The sequence below is a fragment of the Pseudomonas sp. NFACC05-1 genome (assembly GCF_900100135.1).
Classification (GTDB): domain Bacteria; phylum Pseudomonadota; class Gammaproteobacteria; order Pseudomonadales; family Pseudomonadaceae; genus Aquipseudomonas; species Aquipseudomonas fluorescens_Q.
The window spans coordinates 419522-435953 of sequence record NZ_FMTR01000001.1 but is presented as its reverse complement, the minus strand read 5'-3'; the positions used below and the strand labels follow the sequence as shown (position 1 = coordinate 435953).

Here is a 16432-nt window from a genome sequence, read left to right as displayed (position 1 = left end):
ACGGATGACCAAGAATATTCGCAATGAAAAACCCATCAATAGCCTTCAGGTGATGGTGTGGAACACAATTCATGAACAATCCAGGCATCAGCGATGGAAGTGAGTCATCAATGCCCAGACACTGGACCGCTCGGGCGTTTTACATCACGTTTGTTTTGCCTGGGCGTACCAGGGCTCGCAATACGGCTCGCGTGAGGCAGGCGGGGCATACGCAACAACAGACCGATCTCCTGCGCGCTGACCGCCTTGCTGAAAAAATACCCCTGGATTTCATCGCAGCCGTTATCACGCAAGAAGGTTTGCTGCTCCTCGGTTTCGACCCCTTCGGCAATGACCTTGAGATTCAGCTTGTGCCCCAACGAAATCACGGCGGTGGCGATGGCTTTGTCGTTCTCGTTGTCGGGCAGATCACGCACGAAAGACTGATCGATCTTGAGCCTCGCGATCGGGAAGCTTTTCAATGCGGCGAGGCTGGAGTAGCCGGTGCCGAAGTCGTCGATCGAAAGGCTGATCCCCATGGCTTGCAGGGCCTTCATTTTGCTGATGGCTTGCTGAAGGTCTTGCATGATCAGGCTTTCGGTCAGCTCCAGCTCAAGGTACATCGGGTCCAGTCCGGATTCCTGCAAGGCATGCATCACCCGGTCGATCAGGTCCCTTTCGATGAACTGGCGAGCCGAGATGTTCACCGACATGGTGATCGGCGGCCAGCCGGCATCCTGCCACGCCTTGTTCTGTCTGCAGGCGCTATGAATCACCCAGTCGCCGATGGGCACGATCAGCCCGGTCTCTTCGGCCTGGGGAATGAATTTGATGGGAGAGACCATGCCGAGCTCGGGATGCTGCCAGCGGATCAATGCCTCCACGCCGATGATCTGGCCTGACTGCAAATCCACTTGTGGCTGGTACAACAGCAGGAACTCATCATTGTTGAGTGCGCTTCGCAGCCCGTCTTGCATGGCGAGCTTGCCCTGGACCTTGTTATTCATCTCGCTCGTATAGAACTGGAAGCTGTTGCGCCCCAGCTCCTTGGCACGGTACATGGCGGCGTCCGCATTGCTGAGCAACGTGTCGGTGTCTGTGCCATCGGTAGGGTACGTGGCCAACCCCATGCTGCAGGTGACGTGGAGCGTATGGCCGCTGAGTTGAATCGGCCGCAGGATGGCTTCCTGGATCTTGTGCAGGACGGGCGTCACGCCGTCCAGGTCCGAGGGCTGGTCGAACAGGATGATCACAAACTCGTCGCCACCCAGTCGCACCACGGTGTCGGTACGCCGTACACATCCCAGCATGCGCTGGGCGACGGTTTTCAGCAGTTCGTCCCCGGCACTGTGCCCAAGGCTGTCATTCACCAGTTTGAATTTGTCCAGGTCGAGAAACACCACTGTCACCAGCCGGTTGTAGCGCTGGGCATATAGCATCGCCTGCTTGAGGCGGTCTTCGAGCAGCGTGCGATTCGGCAGCCCGGTCAGGGCGTCATGGTCGCCCATAAAGCGAATGCGCTTTTCGGTCAGTTGGCGTTCTATCGCAATGCCGGCAAGCGGTGTGGCCATGTCGATCAGTTGCGTCTCGGCCGCGCTGGGGCTGCGCACGGTGTTGGCATACAAGGCAAAGGTACCCAAGACCTTTCGCTCATGGGACAGGATCGGCGTCGACCAGCAGGCGCGAAACCCATAGGGCGCCACCAGTGAACGGTACGCTTCCCACAGTGGATCCTGCTCGATGTCCGTGACAATGACCGGCTCTCGTCGATACGCCGAGGTACCACATGAACCGACGTCCGGACCGATTTCAATTCCGTCGATGAGCTCGCTATAGGCTTTCGGCAAACTGGGTGCAGTCCCGTGCATCAAGTGTTTGCCCTCCTCATCCAGCAGCAGGATGGAGACCTTCATGCCCTCCAGTTGGGACTCGACCAGGTGCGCCAGGCTATCGAGCACTTCTGTAAGCTCGGTGCTCCTGGCGATCAGTTCCAGGACATGACCTTGTCCGGCACGAACGATGGCCTCCTGCTCCAATCGATCGTTTTGCACGGCGAGCCGTTGTGTGGCGATACTCAGTTGGGCCGTTCTTTTCTCCAGTTGAAGTCGATCTTCGAGAAATTGATTCACCGCCCGCGCCATGTTGCCGATCTCGTCCTTCCCATGGTCGGCCATCATCAAATGCGTTTTGTCCGTGTGTTCCTGACGCAATTGCCGACTTATTTCATTCAGGCGCACGAGCACATGTCGGCCCATGAAAACCCGGGTCACGAACCAGGCGAACACCAGGCTGGCGCCCAACATGATCAGCACCCATCGCTGGCTGCGATTCGAGGCCTCAACCAGACGCTGTACCGCTTCGCGATAGTCTTGGGTATAGGCATTCGATTGCGTACGGGCCACTGCGACCAGGACCCCGGCCTCATTCTTGAGTTGCTCGTTGAAACGCTGCAGGACGTTGTGTTGATTGATGAGCGTCTGGCGCAGGGAGAAGAGATCCAGCGTCTGCGCATCAGCGTCGGATAACGCGCCGACGGTGCGTGGCAGGCGCTCATATCGGGCCCGCAGCCGTTGCACGGCCTCACTGTCAACGGCCTGCGGCAGATCGAAAAGCAGCACCGCCAACTCCAGGCTGGCCCGGGTCTGGGCCGCCGTTAATCGAGCAGTGTGATCCGCCAGGGCCTGCTCGAAGGTGACCTCGGTTTGCAGCAGGCTTTCTCGCAGTTGCGCCACGATGTTGGCGGTATTGCGGAACATCTGACTCGACTGATGCATGTCGAGTATCGCCACGCCACTGTTTGCGGCAGTCAGTTGCTGCACCAGTTGATCGAGGGCTTCAAGCTGTTCGACGGTCGCTGCATAGCTTGAACGCAGGATGTCGGAGGAACGGGTTGTCAGAAGCTGGTCGGTCTGGCGTTCGATCAGCAAGGTGCGCTGCACCATGTCTTGGCCATTTTGCATGCGGACCAGTCGTTCATCCGTCAGTTGTCGAGTCGCGCTGTTCGAGGTGCGCAGCGCGTAGACCGCTGTAGCACCACCTGCCAGGATCAGCAGCGCCAGCGTCAGGAACGCCAGGGTGAATTGTGCGCGCAGCGATTGGGGCAATAGCTGGCGTCCAAGCCGGGAAGTCACGTCCAACATCAGGGATTCCATTGGTGGCGATAGATGTCTCGATAGCCATTGTCAGGATCGTACTGGAATTTTTTCCCGCCATCGAAGGCGATATTGTCGTTATTGACCAAGTGAATCGGCGCGACGAAGCCGCTCACTGGCTGACCTGCAAACAGCCGGTTCAACTCATCCATCACTTGCCAGCCATGCTGGTTGAGCGGCTCGGCCACCGTCACGGTCTGGTAGGTTTTTGCCTGTATGCGCAGGAAAGCCGAAGCGCTGCCGTCACCGGCAGACAACAGACTGATGCCGTCACTGGGTATGGCGGCGGCGGTCAGCGAGGCAATCGAATAGTCAAAATAGATGTCGTTGATAGCCAACGCATGGGTCCAGCGTTTGCCATAGTGCTGAAGCAATTCCTTGGTCACCGCCGGCATCCTCTCGCCACTTTCGGAGATCGCCACATCGCGCACCTCCAGCAACGTACATTCACGACAGGCCCGAATGACGTCTTCCATGGCCTTGGCTTTCGCCATGGCAATGCTGTACTTGGAGTCGGTCAGGATGACCACGCCGGCGCGTCCATTTGATTGCGCCACTGCCGCCATGGCCGTGAGACGCGCCACGTCAAGCGGGTCAGTCGTGACATTCATGGCCACCGGCGTGCCGTCAATCGGCCCCGGGCGTGCCCCGGCGTGCCAGCCAACCACCGGTATCTCCTTGTTGGCGAAGAGCAGCAGCGCGGCCTTGTTCTCAAGAGCGTCGGAGCCGCACAGGATAAGGCCGTCAGGCTTCGCGGCCAGGGCATCGGCAAAGGCTTTGGCGCGCCCGGCCGATGAGCCGGCACCATCGAATATCTTCAGCGTCCAGCCCAACGCATTGGCGGCCTCCCGAGCACCCTGCGCGACACCGACAATGCCTCCGTTACGCAAATCTTCTGCGACAAGCACGATGCTCTTGCCCCGCTGGGCTTGCGGGCCGGATACAGGGCCGCTCCAGCGCGCGGCGCCAAGGGTGGCCCTGGCAACGACCTCCTGCGCTTGCATCACCGTGACCGTGGTGTTTTCGAGCCCCGCTACGGTTGACAGGTCCTGGCTGTATGCGGAAGTTGCCGTGAAAAGGCAGGACACCGTCATTAAAGCCATCCGGAGTAACGAGGATCGTGGAAACCTGGGCCCAATCGAACAGGTTCGATCAGCGCATGTGATGCCGTGTGTGGGGCCGGTGGTGCGATCGATGTCTGGCATGACGTCCCTTTTTGCCAAGAAGGCAGTGTTCCGAAAGAATAGTCGGTTCTGCTGCCACCAAGTCCTTTGTGGGTAAAAGTGCGATGCAGGTGATAAAAAACTACAGGAATCCAAGCAAAGACAGGGTCAGCCCAACCACGGATTCGAGCAAGCGGATTGCTGCATAAGGTGCAGCTATGCCATGCATATCCAAGGTATTGTCCATGCACTGATCTGCAATCATCCTCCAGTGACATCTATTTCAAACCCTGAGGAGTCGCTGAGATGGTCACTGTCGTTGGTTTTTCATCCACAGGTGGACCGGACGTTCTAGAGGTCCGACAAAACGATCATGCTGCGCCCGGCCTCGGTGAGGTGTGGGTCGAGCAGCATGCCATTGGTATCAACTACCTCGACGTCAGCCAGCGCAACGGCGCGGTTCCCGTCGCCCTGCCGTCGGGGTTGGGTCTGGAGGGGGCCGGGGTGGTCGCTGCCGTGGGGCCGGATGTCACTCAAGTCAAAGTGGGTGATCGCGTGGCTTATGCCACCGGCCCGTTGGGTGCCTACGCAAGTGGTCGATTGGTTCCGGCCGGGAAACTGGTGCCCCTTCCCGACTCGATCAGTTTCCAGGATGCCGCCGCCGTTCTGTTCAAGGGCATCACGGCCCAGTACCTGCTCAAGAGCACTTATCCGGTGGGGCCGGGAACGGTCATGGTGTTGTATGGCGTCGCCGGCGGTGTGGGCGCCATCATGGCCAAGTGGGCCAAGCACCTGGGCGCTTTCGTGATCGGTGTCGTCTCTCGTGCGCAAAGCGTCGAGAAGGCACGTGCACTGGGCTGCGATGATGTCCTGGTTTTCGATGCACAGACACTGGCGCAGGAGGTGGCTCGAATCACCGACGGCAGGAAGGCCGATGTGGTTTACGACCCGATTGGACGTCTCTCGTTCGCGGCATCGCTCGATTGCCTGCGCCCGCGCGGGCTGATGGTGTCTTTCGGCGCGTCGTCAGGCGCGCCACAAGCGGTCGAAGTGGGCCTGCTGAGTGCCAAGGGTTCGCTGTTCCTCACCCGCCCTTCGATCGCTGCCCACACCAGCAGCGTCGAGGAATATCAGGCGCGCGCCAATGACGTCCTGGCTGCACTCCAGGCCGGGATCATCGAACCCGCCGTCTGGAAAACCTACCCGCTGGAGAACGCCGCACAAGCCCACGCGGACCTGGAAAGCGGCCGCGCTTCAGGTACTCTCCTGCTCACTCCCTGAGATGTCCTTGAGAAGCCTGGAGGCCGTGGACACGTGATCACACTGGATAGCCGCCACACAGACGAATTTGCCGCGTTGCTCGCGCTCGAATCGCAAGGTTCATTTGTGGCGGCCGCTCGGCTTTTGCAGCGCCACCCCACGATCATTTCCAAGCGCCTCGCGGCGCTGGAAGCCCGGCTGGGGGTCAGGCTGCTCGAACGCAGCACCCGCCATATCCGCCTGACAGAGGCAGGAACCCTTCTGGTCAAGCGCCTGCGGTTGGCAACCGAGTTGATGGCTGAAGCAGAACAAGAGGCAGCGTCAGGGGCTGCCGAGGTGCGCGGCAATCTGCGGCTGGCGGTGCCGGCCGCCCTGGGCAGGCTCTGGTTGGCGCCGATACTGCCGGAGTTCCTGGCGGCCCATCCACATTTGACGCTCACCGTGAACTACAGCGAGCGCTTGGTTGATGTGATCGCCGAAGGCTTCGATGTGGCGATACGCCTGGGGGAACTCAACGATAGCCGCCTGATTGCCAAGCGCCTCGGCGATCATCGGCGCATTCTTTGCGCGTCTCCTGGTTATATCGAACGATATGGCTGGCCAGCGTCACCCACGGAGCTGACCCATCATAACTGCCTGGGGTTCACGGGGCTGGCGTCATATCCTGAATGGAAGCTGATCAGCGCCAGTGAACAAGTGACCGTACGCCCCCAAGGCTCCCTGGTGTCCAACGACAGTGAAGCGCTTTTGAGCGCAGCCATCGCAGGTACCGGCATCCTGGGTGCGGGGGAGTGGCTGTTCAGCCGTGCGTTGGCAAACAAAGAACTGGTCAGGGTATTACCGGACTGGGAGTTGGGGGCAAAAGGAGGGATCTACCTTATCCGGCCCTCGGCGAAATTCGCCTCCTGCGCCACACTGGCGCTGAAGGAATGGCTCGAGGCCAAGCTTGTCCAAACGGGCACTGCCAGGTCCTCATGAAACAGGCCGACGGCACAATACCAGCCAACCAAGAGAAAACCTGTGGGAGCTCGCTCCCACAGTTTTTTCGTTTCTCTGCGCCATTTCACCGCCCGGTGACGGCCATCCCAAGCCACCTCGAGCCCGCCCACTTCACCCCGGATGACGCCAACTTATTGGCACAAAAACCAACCAAATAAAAATAAATTAATACAGCGACGGTTTCCCGACGCACGGTACCCCTGTGCCATTGCTGGGGGTTCAGATCGAAGCTCATCATCCGCAGGCAACCCCCGTAAAACGTTTAGGCCACCGACCTGGACTACAGGAAGTAATTAATCGCATCTCTCAATGGAGCGACACCGAGATGATGACTGTTTATTTTGTTGTGATGACGATCTGCAGTGGCTTCGAAGGCTGTGTCGAGGAACGACAACCAGGGCCAACCTTTGCTTCCAAGGCAATGTGCATGGAGACGGCCAAAGTCATGGCGCCGCGCAAAGGGGTGAAGTTCAAGTGTCGCAAAGGACGTATGTTGGTCGTCGAGACGCCGCCAGCAGAAAACTACGGCAAAATTGTCTCCACCAAGACCGCAGGCCAGCCTTAGCCGTTGAAGTAGGCACGCCGCACCTACGAGCCGTTGGTAAGCATCTGCCACAACGACGCCCCCACCCCGGTAATGCTCTCCCCGGCAATCAACCCCGCCGCCGCGGTGATGGCGAAGCGTTCCGTGAGGCTCGGCCAGCGACAGCTCACCAGCCACGTCAGCACCGCACCAAGGGCCATCATCAGCGACACCGAGGCCGGCAAGACAAAGGCCAGGCCCAAGGCCGCCGTGCTTGGCAAGTAGCGAGCCCGATGCGCCGGCAGCAGGCTGTCGAGGATCCCCAACAACAAGCCGATCAGGCCGCCGATGAAAATCGCCCAGCGAATACTCGCTGACAACGAATCCAGACCCAGGGTCAGGGTTTGCGCCACGGCCTTCCAGGTGGCGACCGCCGGGGCCGGCCACTCTTCGGTGAGCAGCATGGTTGGCGGGTCCGGGATCAGGGCCAGGTAGGCCAACACCCCGACGATGCTACCGACGAAAATGCCGAGGGTCTGGGCGATCAGTTGTTTGCGCGGCGTGGCCCCGATCGCCCGGCCGACCTTGAAGTCGTTCATCAGGTCGGTGCACTGCCCGGCCGAACCACCGGCGGTGTTGGCGCTCATCAGATTGATCGGCACCTGCCCCGGGGCGACGATGCCGAAACTCAACTGGGACAATTGGCCGATGGCCCCGATCGGCGGAATGCCTGTGGCGCCCACCACCCGGGCGGCCACCGCCGCCAAGCAGATCGCCAAGGGGATGGTCAACAAGGCCATCCACGGATTGATGCCGAACAACAGCACTTGCAGGCTCACCACCAGGATGATCGACAGTATGAAACCGACGGCAGGCCCAGGCTTGGGTATCGTCCAGATCGCCCCGCCGCCCGCCTTGGTGGACCGGTGCAATGCCCACAAGCGAATCGCCAACGAGGCCAGGGTCGAGCAGACCATCAGGCTCACCCCCGGCCAGAGCAACCACTCCACCAGCGCCGCGAACTGCGGGCCACTGCTGCCATGCGGCAACCGCACCAGGCCCTGCCCCAGCAGCCACGGCGCCAACCCGCCCCACGCCAGCAAGGCACCGAGCAGCAGGGTCAGGCCCACGCGAATACCGATGATCCCGCCGAACCCCACTAACAACAGCGAAGGGTCGGCGGTAAACGTCAGGCGCTCCAGTTGGGCGCTCGGAGACCAGCGCGGGATGGCCCACATGAAGGTGTCGACCGCCTTGACCAACCCGGACAGTAACGCGGCGCTGAGCAGCACCTTCAAGCGCGTCGCGGCTTCGTGGCCGTGGTTATAGATATGCAGCAGGGTTTCCAGGGTCGCCATGCCCTCGGGAAATTTCAGCGCCTTGTCATTGAGCAGTGACGGGCGCAAGTACCAGGCAATCCAGATCCCCAGGAAGCTCACCGAAAAGACCCAGGCCACCATGGGGATGGCGTCCAACTGCTGGCCAGTCAGCAAGGTATAGGCCGGGATAGGAGCGACCAACCCACCGGAAATGATCGACGCAGCGGCAGAGGCCACGGTCTGGTTGATATTGCTTTCGTGCAGCGTCCAGGGCAGTCGCCCCACCGATCGACTCGCCAAGCCTTGCCAGATGCCATAGCCAACCAGCAAGGCGATGATCGACATATTGAACGACCAGCCGATCTTCAACCCGGCATAGACATTGGAAGGCGTCAGCAGGATACCGAGGACGATTCCCGTACTGACCGCACGCGGACTGAGTTCGCGTTCGACGGCGGTGATCAAGGGGAATGTGGATGAGGTTGGGTGCATGCGAAGTCCTTATCGGCACTGGAGGGCGGCCGCCAGATTCAGACTGGCCCCCTGTGGGAGCGAACTTGCTCGCTCCCACAGGACCACTTAAAACGGCACCTCAATAAGTGAACGCAGTATTGGCGCAAGGTTCACCCGAGTCGTCCATCCATGGGCTGCGCTCGACTTATTTTTCCCCCTCGCAATTGACCATCCAGGCAATCCCGAAACGGTCTTCGAACATGGCAAAGCGTTCCGCCCAAAAGGTCTTCTCCAAGGGCATGTACACGCTGCCACCTGCACTCAAGCCTTTAAACAGCCGCTCGGCCTCCTCCACACTGTCGACATTGAGGGAGACCGACACGCCTTGCGGCTTGCGAAACGGCTGGCCTGGCGGGCAATCGGAGGCCATCAGGCTGAAGGCGCCGACGGTCAGGCAAGCGTGCATGATCAGGTTGGGGTCCTTGGGCATCCCGGTTTCCTCGGGGGCCTCGGCAAAAGACATGGAAAACAGATCGCCGCCCAGTACCTCTTTATACAAAGCGAAGGCTTGCTTGCAGTTACCGTTGAAGGTCAGGTAAGGAATGATTCTCATGGTAGGGTCTCCTGTAGTCGGTTTCAGGATTGGCCAGACATCTGCACCCGCAAGCGTTCTTCCTGCTCGCGCAACTCAGGGGTTAAAGACTCGCCGAACTCCTCGAGCTCGAAGATCTGGCGGATCTCGATTTCACTGTCGCTGACCATCGGGTTGGGGCAGCGCTTGACCCAGTCGATGGCCTCCTGCAATGACTGGACCTTGAAGATCCAGAAACCGGCGATCAACTCCTTGGTTTCAGCAAAGGGCCCATCGATCACCGTCCGGTCCTTGCCGGAAAACTGCACGCGCACGCCCTCGGCACTGGGGTGCAGGCCTTCACCAGCGAGCATCACCCCGGCCTTGACCAGTTCTTCGTTGTAGGCACCCATGGCGGCCAGCAGTTCCTCGCTAGGCATTTCTCCGGCTTCCGATTCCGGACTGGCTTTGACGATCACCATAAATCGCATGCTCTGATCTCCTGAGAGTGAATGGATTAGGCCGTCCGTGTGGCGGCTCTATGGGTTAATCGAATGGCATTGGCCGAAATCGACAGATCGACGCCATTATTTTTCGATATGTCGCTGGCACACTCAATGGAGCTGCCGACGTCACGACGAGCAGGCCGAAGCTGCAGCATGACTATGCTTTTTTGAACAGAAACGTAGCGGAGATCAGTCCCCATGACCTCGAATCTTGCAGATATTTATAACGACTACATTGCCTGCCTGAATGCACAGGATTGGGAAAACCTGGGCCTTTTTGTGCACCAGGAGGTGGTTCACAACGCGAGACGATTAGGATTGCATGGCTATCAAAGCATGCTGGAAGCGAACTATCGGGACATTCCCGACTTGCGCTTTGAAGTCGAATTTCTGGTGATCGACCCACCCAAGCTGGCGGCTCGCCTGGCCTTCAATTGCACGCCGGTTGGGGAGTTCCTGGGGCTTGCTGTTAATGGAGCACGGATCGCCTTCACGGAAAACGTCTTCTACGCGTTCGAGGACGGCAGGATCCGTGAGGTCTGGTCGATTATCGACAAGGAAGCGATTGAAGCTCAGCTCCATTCAATGTAGCGGATGCTCCAGGGCTGTGAGTTGAACTGCCTGTGCATCGTACCCGCCGGCAGCAGCGTCCCGGAGTGACGCGAAAACCAAATCCAGGAAGCAATCGCTCGACATCCATAGTTCGACGCACCTCGAATTGAGGAACCTGTCGATCCCATAGTCTGTGAGCCACCCTGGAGGAGATGGCGATGACACACACCCGCTTTTTTGGCAAAACCGTACTGGCCTGCACGTTCATCCTGGCGATGATCGGTTGGGGGATCGGCTTCTATGGCCCGCCGATTTATATGCAAGCGGTCATGGAGCGCACGGGTTGGCCGATCGCCCAGGTCTCGGCTGCCGTGACCTTGCACTTTCTCAGCGGCACGCTTGTTATCGCCAACCTGCCACGCCTTTACGCACGCTTCGGGATACCCGCCATCACCCTGCTGGGCAGTGTCCTCCTGGGCATCGGCGTGAACATCTGGGCTCACGCCAACCAGTTATGGGTGCTGTATAGCGGCGCCCTCTGCTCGGGTATTGGCTGGGTGACATTGGGTGCCGCGGCCGTCAACACCCTGATCGCGCCGTGGTACGTCAAGGAAAGACCCAAGGCCCTGGGCAAGGCCTACAACGGCGCCAGCCTGGGTGGCGTGATCTTTTCGCCGCTGTGGGTGTTGCTGATCGAGCGTTTCGGCTTTGCCATGGCGGCGCTGGTGATCAGCATTATCGCGGTGTTGCTCATAGGCGCCTTCGCTTTCCTGGTCTTCAACAAAAGCCCACAAAGCCTGGGGCAACATCCCGACAATGCAGACCAACCGGAACCCGTGCCGATCAGCGCCAGCGCCACGCCGTGGACCGCCAAGCAGACCCTCAGCTCGGCAAGTTTCCGCACCCTGGCAGCCGGCATGTCCTTGGGGCTGTTCGCCCAGATCGGCTTGATCGCGCACCTGTACTCGATCCTGGTGGGTCGCATGGGGGCGCATGAGGCCTCATTCGCCATGGGCCTGGCCACTGCCAGTGCGATGGGCGGGCGATACGTCGCCGCACGCTTGATGATCCAAGGCATGAACCGCCGACAACTGGCCTGCCTCGGTTATGCCATCCAGATGCTGGGCACGCTGATGCTTCTCGGCCTGGACCTTCACCCGACGGTGGCCTGGATAGCCGTGGTGTTGATCGGTTCGGGCATTGGCAATGCCACCTCCTTGCCGCCACTGATAGCCCAGACCGAGTTCAGCCGTGAACAAACCGCCAGGGTGATCGCCCTGATGGTCGCGATCAGTCAGGCCACCTACGCCTTCGCCCCGGCATTTTTCGGCCTGGTACGCTCCGCCTTCACCGATCCGAATCACGCGATCGTCGCCGTCGTGACAGGCGCGGTCGTCGTGCAGGTGCTGGCCATTTTGTCGTTCTATCGGGGCGTATCCGCTCGCCCCTTCAAGAAAACCGTTTTCTGACTGCGGTTCTGACTCAATAAAGGGGAACGCACAACGTTCGCGTATTGCTCCAACAGCCAAGCCAAGTCTCGGTAACGGATCGCTAAATGATATGCCCCGAGCCTGGCCGGCGCTGATCGCCGGATGATGAGCATATCGAGCAATCCGCCGGACCCCGCGCTATCTGCGCAATACCACGCTACGGCAATGAGCCGACAGTTTGTAACCGCTCATACCCGAACAGCGACTTGATCTCCAGGTACTCGTCAAACCCCAGCTCACCCCATTCACGTCCATTACCCGACTGCTTATAGCCACCAAACGGCGCGGCCTGGTCAGCCCGTGCGCCGTTGAGGTGGACCATGCCCGTGCGCAGTTGGCGGGCAACCGTGCGGCTGCGCTCCAGGCTTGCCGAGGTGACGTAACCCGACAAGCCGTAAGGGCTGTCGTTTGCGATGGCTATCGCCTCGGCCTCACTGTCATAGGGCATGATCACCAGGACCGGGCCGAAGATTTCTTCGCGTGCCACCCACTTATCCGGCGTGATGTCGGCAAATATCGTCGGTTGCACATAGTAACCGCGTTCAATCCCTTGTGGCCGTCCCAGCCCTCCGGCGATCAACCGCGAACCCTCGGCAATGGCCCGCGCGATCATGGCCTGTACCCGCTCGAACTGCTGGGCGTTCGCCACCGGACCGATCGCCGAGGTCGGGTTACTGTCGTCGAAGCACACCTGTGCCAGCACTTCTCTGGCGATATCGATCACCGCCTGTTGTTGCGCACGGGGCACCAGCAGGCGCGTCGGTGCATTACATGATTGGCCACTGTTGCGGATACAACCCAACACGCCGTGCCGCACCGCGTCAGGCAGGTAGGCGTCATCGAGCAGGATATTCGCGGATTTTCCGCCCAGTTCCTGGGACACACGCTTGACCGTATCGGCCGCTGCCTTGGCCACCGCGATACCGGCGCGAGTCGAGCCGGTGAAGGAAACCATATCCACATCAGCGTGACGTGCCAGTGCGGCGCCCACGCCAGGGCCGTCGCCGTTGACCAGGTTGAACACGCCTTTGGGTACTCCGGCCTCATGGAGTACCTGGGCGAGGATATGGGCTGACAACGGCGCGCGCTCGCTCGGCTTGAGTACCACGGTGCAGCCCACCGCCAAGGCGGGCGCCAGCTTGCAGGTGAGTTGATTGAGCGGCCAGTTCCAAGGCGTGATCAGGGCACTCACGCCGATGGGCTCACGCACCACCAGCGAATTGCCCAAGCGACGTTCGAAGCGGTACTCGCGCAGCACTTGCAGCGCCTGTACCAGATGGCCCAGGCCCGCCGGCACATGAGCATTGCGAGCCAGGGAAAGTGGTGCGCCCATCTCCAGGTGGACCGCTTCGATTAAAGCCTCGCTGTGGCGTTCGTAGGCCTCGATAATGCTGTGCAGCAGGTCGATACGCGACTCAAGCGAACTCGCGGCGAACGCGGGGAAAGCCTGGCGTGCCGCGCAGACGGCGCGGTCCACATCATGGGCGTCACCCAGGATGATGCGCGCAACCACCTGCTCGGTAGACGGGTCGACCACCGTTTCGACGGTGTCGCCGTGCGGCTTGACCCAGTCGCCATCAATGTAGAACTCAAACAAATCAGACATGCGATCCACTCCCCTCAGGCAACCTGACTCAACGCACGCGCCAAGGTGTCGAACACCTGGGCGATCTCTTGCGGGCTGATGACCAACGGCGGCGAGATCACGATGGTGTCACCCGAGCCGCGCACCAGTACGCCATGCTCAAAGCACCACTGTGCGACTTCGCTGCCGCGCGCGCCGATGGCACCGGGACGCGGCTCCAGCTCCACGGCACAGAGCAAGCCGATGGCGCGAACGTCCAGCACCGGACCAACGCCCTGCAGCGTCAGCGCGGCAGACTGCCAGAGGCCGCTGACTGCATTGACGTGTTGGTTGATGCCCAATTCACGATGCACCTCGATGGTCGCCAACCCAGCCGCACACGCCAGCGGGTGCGCCGAATAGGTGTAGCCGTGCATCAGCTCGATGGTGTTCGCCGGCCCGGCCATGAACGCGTCATACACCGCGCCACTGACCAACACACCCCCCATGGGCACGGCGCCGTTGGTCAGGCCTTTGGCGGTGGTGATCAGGTCCGGCGTAACGCCGAACGCTTGGGCGGCAAAGCTGGCGCCGACGCGACCAAAGCCGGTAATCACTTCGTCGAATATCAGCAGCACGCCGTGCCGGGTGCAGATCTCGCGCAATCGTTGCAAATACCCCTGAGGCGGTGGATACACGCCGCCGGAGCCGGTTACCGGCTCGACGATGACCGCGGCCACGGTGCCCGGGTCCTGGATGTCCAGCAGTTGCGACAGTGCCTCGGCGTAAGCCACGCCCTGCTGCGGCTGCCCCACGCTGAAACGCATTCCCGCGTCGTACGGCAGCGGCAGGTGTGACACCTCTCCCAGCAACGGGCCAAAGTCACGTTTCTGCCGGCCGATACCCGACACCGAAAGGCCCCCGAACCCCATGCCGTGGTACCCCTTGGCCCGCCCGATAAACTTGGTGCGACGGCTGTCGCCCCGGGCCTGGTGATACGCCCGGGCGATCTTCAGCGCGGTGTCCACCGCCTCGGAACCCGAGTTGGTAAAGAACACCTGCTCCATGCCCGCCGGGCTGATGCCGATCAGGCGCTCGGCCATCTCCAGGGCCTGGGGGTGACTCATCTTGAACGACGAGACGAAATCCAGGCGCCCAGCCGCTTCGCGAATGGCCTCGACGATTCTGGGCTGGCCATGCCCGGCGTTGACGCACCACAACCCTGCCATTGCATCGAGTACACGCCGGCCATCGGTGGTGGTGTAGTACATACCGTCGGCGCTGGTGAACATCATCGGTTGCTGCAAGAACTGGCGCATCGGGGTAAACGGCGCCCAGAACGCGCCACGCGCGGAACCTGTCGGATGGGTAATATCGTTCATAGTGACTCCTGCAGAGCTTTACTCGGATGGCCGGTCAGCGTCGGGCGCTGCAACGGGCCTGCGTTGACATTGACGCTGCGGTCTACAGACAAGGTGCCGTGCTCAAGCCGGCAGATGACGCGATCACAAAACGCCGTTTCGACAAATTGCCAGGCCATGATCAACACCCCATCGATCCAGGCCGCCTGCGCCACGACTGGAGTGATGGGCGCCTGGTACTGGTGATGCAGGTAGTGGCCGGTCATGCTGGTGCGGCTTTCGATGGCGTCGGCGAATCCGGCGCGAATGCAGTGGGTCCCACGCGGATCCGTGAGGTAAAGCTCACAGTAGCCGGCGCCGAACACCAGGCGCACCTGGCTGACCTGGTCTTCATTGGCCTCCATCTCGAACGTGCCGCTGAACTCGGCTTGGCGCGGCGAGGTCGACGCGCCAGCCAGGGGTGGCAGTTGCTGGCGCGCCAACAGTGCGGCAAGCCCTTCATCGGCCCCGCTGTCGGCCGACACGTCCAGGGCAGGAAACAGATGCTCCCACAGCAGGCCGTGCAAACGCCGCTCGCCCAAAGGCAGCCCAGCCGTAAACGCAATCACCGCCTTCTGCTTCGGCAGCACAATGCACTGCTGACCAAACACCCCGGAGGCGTAGTAGCCACCGTGCAGGGTCATCCACCACTGGTAACCGTAGCCCTCGCGGCGCGTGATGCCGGCGTCGCCTGATTCATCGCGCCCGAGGTAGCGCTTGCCGTCGAAGGTCCCCATCCATACATCCTCGACATGCCCGCGCGTGGCTTCGGCCACCCACTCGCTGGACAGCAATTGCTGCCCTTCCCAGCGGCCTTGCTGCAAGTGCAGCACACCGAGCTTGAGCAAATCCTCGGTGCAGCAACTCAAGCCATTACCGCCGGTGTTATAGCCCCCGGGCGCGAGGTCCCACTCGATGCGGCCCATGCCCATGGGTTGAAAGATACGTGCGTTGCACAGTTCAAAGGCTGTCTGGCCACTGACCGCCGTGACAATCGCCGAGAGCATGAAACTCGACGCGCTGCTGTAGATGAAACGTTGTCCTGGCGGGTCTTCGACCGGCTCATCAAGGAACAATTTGACCCAGCTTTCACTGCGGCCGCGCCAGGCTCCCCCGGAGATGCCCTGCCGGTGACCGGTACGCATGGTCAGCAAATCGCGCACGGTCATGGCCGCCAGGTGTTCGCTGATGTGAGCCGGGCAATCGGCGGCAAAAAAACCGACGACCTTGGCATCCAGCGACAGCACGCCATCGTCGACCAACAACCCGATGGCCATGGACACCCAGCTCTTGGTCGCCGAGTGCTGGACGTGGAGCCGGTCGGCACGGTAAGGCGCCCAGAATGCTTCGGCCACCACCGCGCCTTCGCGATACAGCATGAAACTGTGCAGTTCCAGGCCCGCGGCATTCACCGCATCGATGAAATCACTCACGCCACGCGCCGATACGCGTTGTTGACTGGGCGCTGCCCGCCGCAACGGCAAACTCGTCATCTGATCTA

General features: G+C 60.8%; 13 protein-coding genes. 5 read left to right on the top strand and 8 right to left on the bottom strand.

Annotation, left to right across the window (positions count from 1 at the left end; genetic code table 11):
- Positions 1–107: 107 nt before the first annotated feature.
- Positions 108–3131 carry an EAL domain-containing protein gene (locus tag BLO97_RS01965; RefSeq protein WP_092344632.1) on the bottom strand — a complete coding sequence of 1008 codons (3024 nt, stop codon included), beginning with the start codon at positions 3129–3131 and terminating at the stop codon, positions 108–110.
- The gene (locus BLO97_RS01960) at positions 3119–4138 is read right to left on the bottom strand and encodes a substrate-binding domain-containing protein (protein WP_092142734.1); all 1020 of its coding nucleotides are present in this window, start codon (positions 4136–4138) and stop codon (positions 3119–3121) included. The genes BLO97_RS01965 and BLO97_RS01960 overlap by 13 nt, the downstream gene beginning before the upstream one ends.
- Before the next feature lie 462 nt (positions 4139–4600).
- On the opposite strand from BLO97_RS01960, the gene BLO97_RS01955 reads away from it, so the two are divergent.
- The 3 genes from BLO97_RS01955 (at position 4601) to BLO97_RS01945 (ending at position 7118) form a co-directional block, all read left to right on the top strand.
- Positions 4601–5575: a quinone oxidoreductase family protein gene (locus BLO97_RS01955; RefSeq protein ID WP_092344630.1), complete on the top strand. Its 975-nt coding sequence runs from the start codon at positions 4601–4603 to the stop codon at positions 5573–5575.
- 33 nt (positions 5576–5608) lie between these two features.
- Positions 5609–6532 (top strand): LysR family transcriptional regulator, encoded by a 924-nt coding sequence (locus BLO97_RS01950; protein WP_092344628.1) that lies wholly within the window; start codon positions 5609–5611, stop codon positions 6530–6532.
- Between the two features lie 346 nt (positions 6533–6878).
- The gene (locus BLO97_RS01945; protein ID WP_063321738.1) at positions 6879–7118 is read left to right on the top strand and encodes a hypothetical protein; all 240 of its coding nucleotides are present in this window, start codon (positions 6879–6881) and stop codon (positions 7116–7118) included.
- Between the two features lie 23 nt (positions 7119–7141).
- Here BLO97_RS01945 and BLO97_RS01940 read toward each other — a convergent pair whose 3' ends face one another.
- The 3 genes from BLO97_RS01940 to BLO97_RS01930 form a co-directional block, all read right to left on the bottom strand.
- The gene (locus BLO97_RS01940; RefSeq protein ID WP_092344626.1) at positions 7142–8887 is read right to left on the bottom strand and encodes an OPT family oligopeptide transporter; all 1746 of its coding nucleotides are present in this window, start codon (positions 8885–8887) and stop codon (positions 7142–7144) included.
- Between the two features lie 166 nt (positions 8888–9053).
- The gene (locus BLO97_RS01935; protein WP_063321740.1) at positions 9054–9461 is read right to left on the bottom strand and encodes a VOC family protein; all 408 of its coding nucleotides are present in this window, start codon (positions 9459–9461) and stop codon (positions 9054–9056) included.
- A 23-nt stretch (positions 9462–9484) separates the two neighbouring features.
- Positions 9485–9910: a YciI family protein gene (locus BLO97_RS01930; RefSeq protein ID WP_063321741.1), complete on the bottom strand. Its 426-nt coding sequence runs from the start codon at positions 9908–9910 to the stop codon at positions 9485–9487.
- 213 nt (positions 9911–10123) lie between these two features.
- On the opposite strand from BLO97_RS01930, the gene BLO97_RS01925 reads away from it, so the two are divergent.
- Both BLO97_RS01925 and BLO97_RS01920 read left to right on the top strand, forming a co-directional pair.
- Positions 10124–10516, top strand: a complete 393-nt coding sequence (locus tag BLO97_RS01925) for an ester cyclase (RefSeq protein ID WP_092142208.1) — start codon at positions 10124–10126, stop codon at positions 10514–10516.
- A gap of 179 nt (positions 10517–10695) precedes the next feature.
- Positions 10696–11946: an MFS transporter gene (locus BLO97_RS01920; protein ID WP_092344624.1), complete on the top strand. Its 1251-nt coding sequence runs from the start codon at positions 10696–10698 to the stop codon at positions 11944–11946.
- Between the two features lie 178 nt (positions 11947–12124).
- Here BLO97_RS01920 and BLO97_RS01915 read toward each other — a convergent pair whose 3' ends face one another.
- From BLO97_RS01915 to BLO97_RS01905, 3 genes are read right to left on the bottom strand one after another with little or no spacing between them, the layout of a single operon-like run.
- Positions 12125–13573 (bottom strand): aldehyde dehydrogenase family protein, encoded by a 1449-nt coding sequence (locus BLO97_RS01915; protein ID WP_092344622.1) that lies wholly within the window; start codon positions 13571–13573, stop codon positions 12125–12127.
- Between the two features lie 14 nt (positions 13574–13587).
- Positions 13588–14913 (bottom strand): omega-aminotransferase AptA, encoded by a 1326-nt coding sequence (locus BLO97_RS01910; protein ID WP_092221728.1) that lies wholly within the window; start codon positions 14911–14913, stop codon positions 13588–13590.
- On the bottom strand, positions 14910–16424 hold the full coding sequence (locus BLO97_RS01905) for a serine hydrolase domain-containing protein (protein WP_092344620.1): 1515 nt from the start codon (positions 16422–16424) through the stop codon (positions 14910–14912). The genes BLO97_RS01910 and BLO97_RS01905 overlap by 4 nt, the downstream gene beginning before the upstream one ends.
- Positions 16425–16432 lie beyond the last annotated feature (8 nt).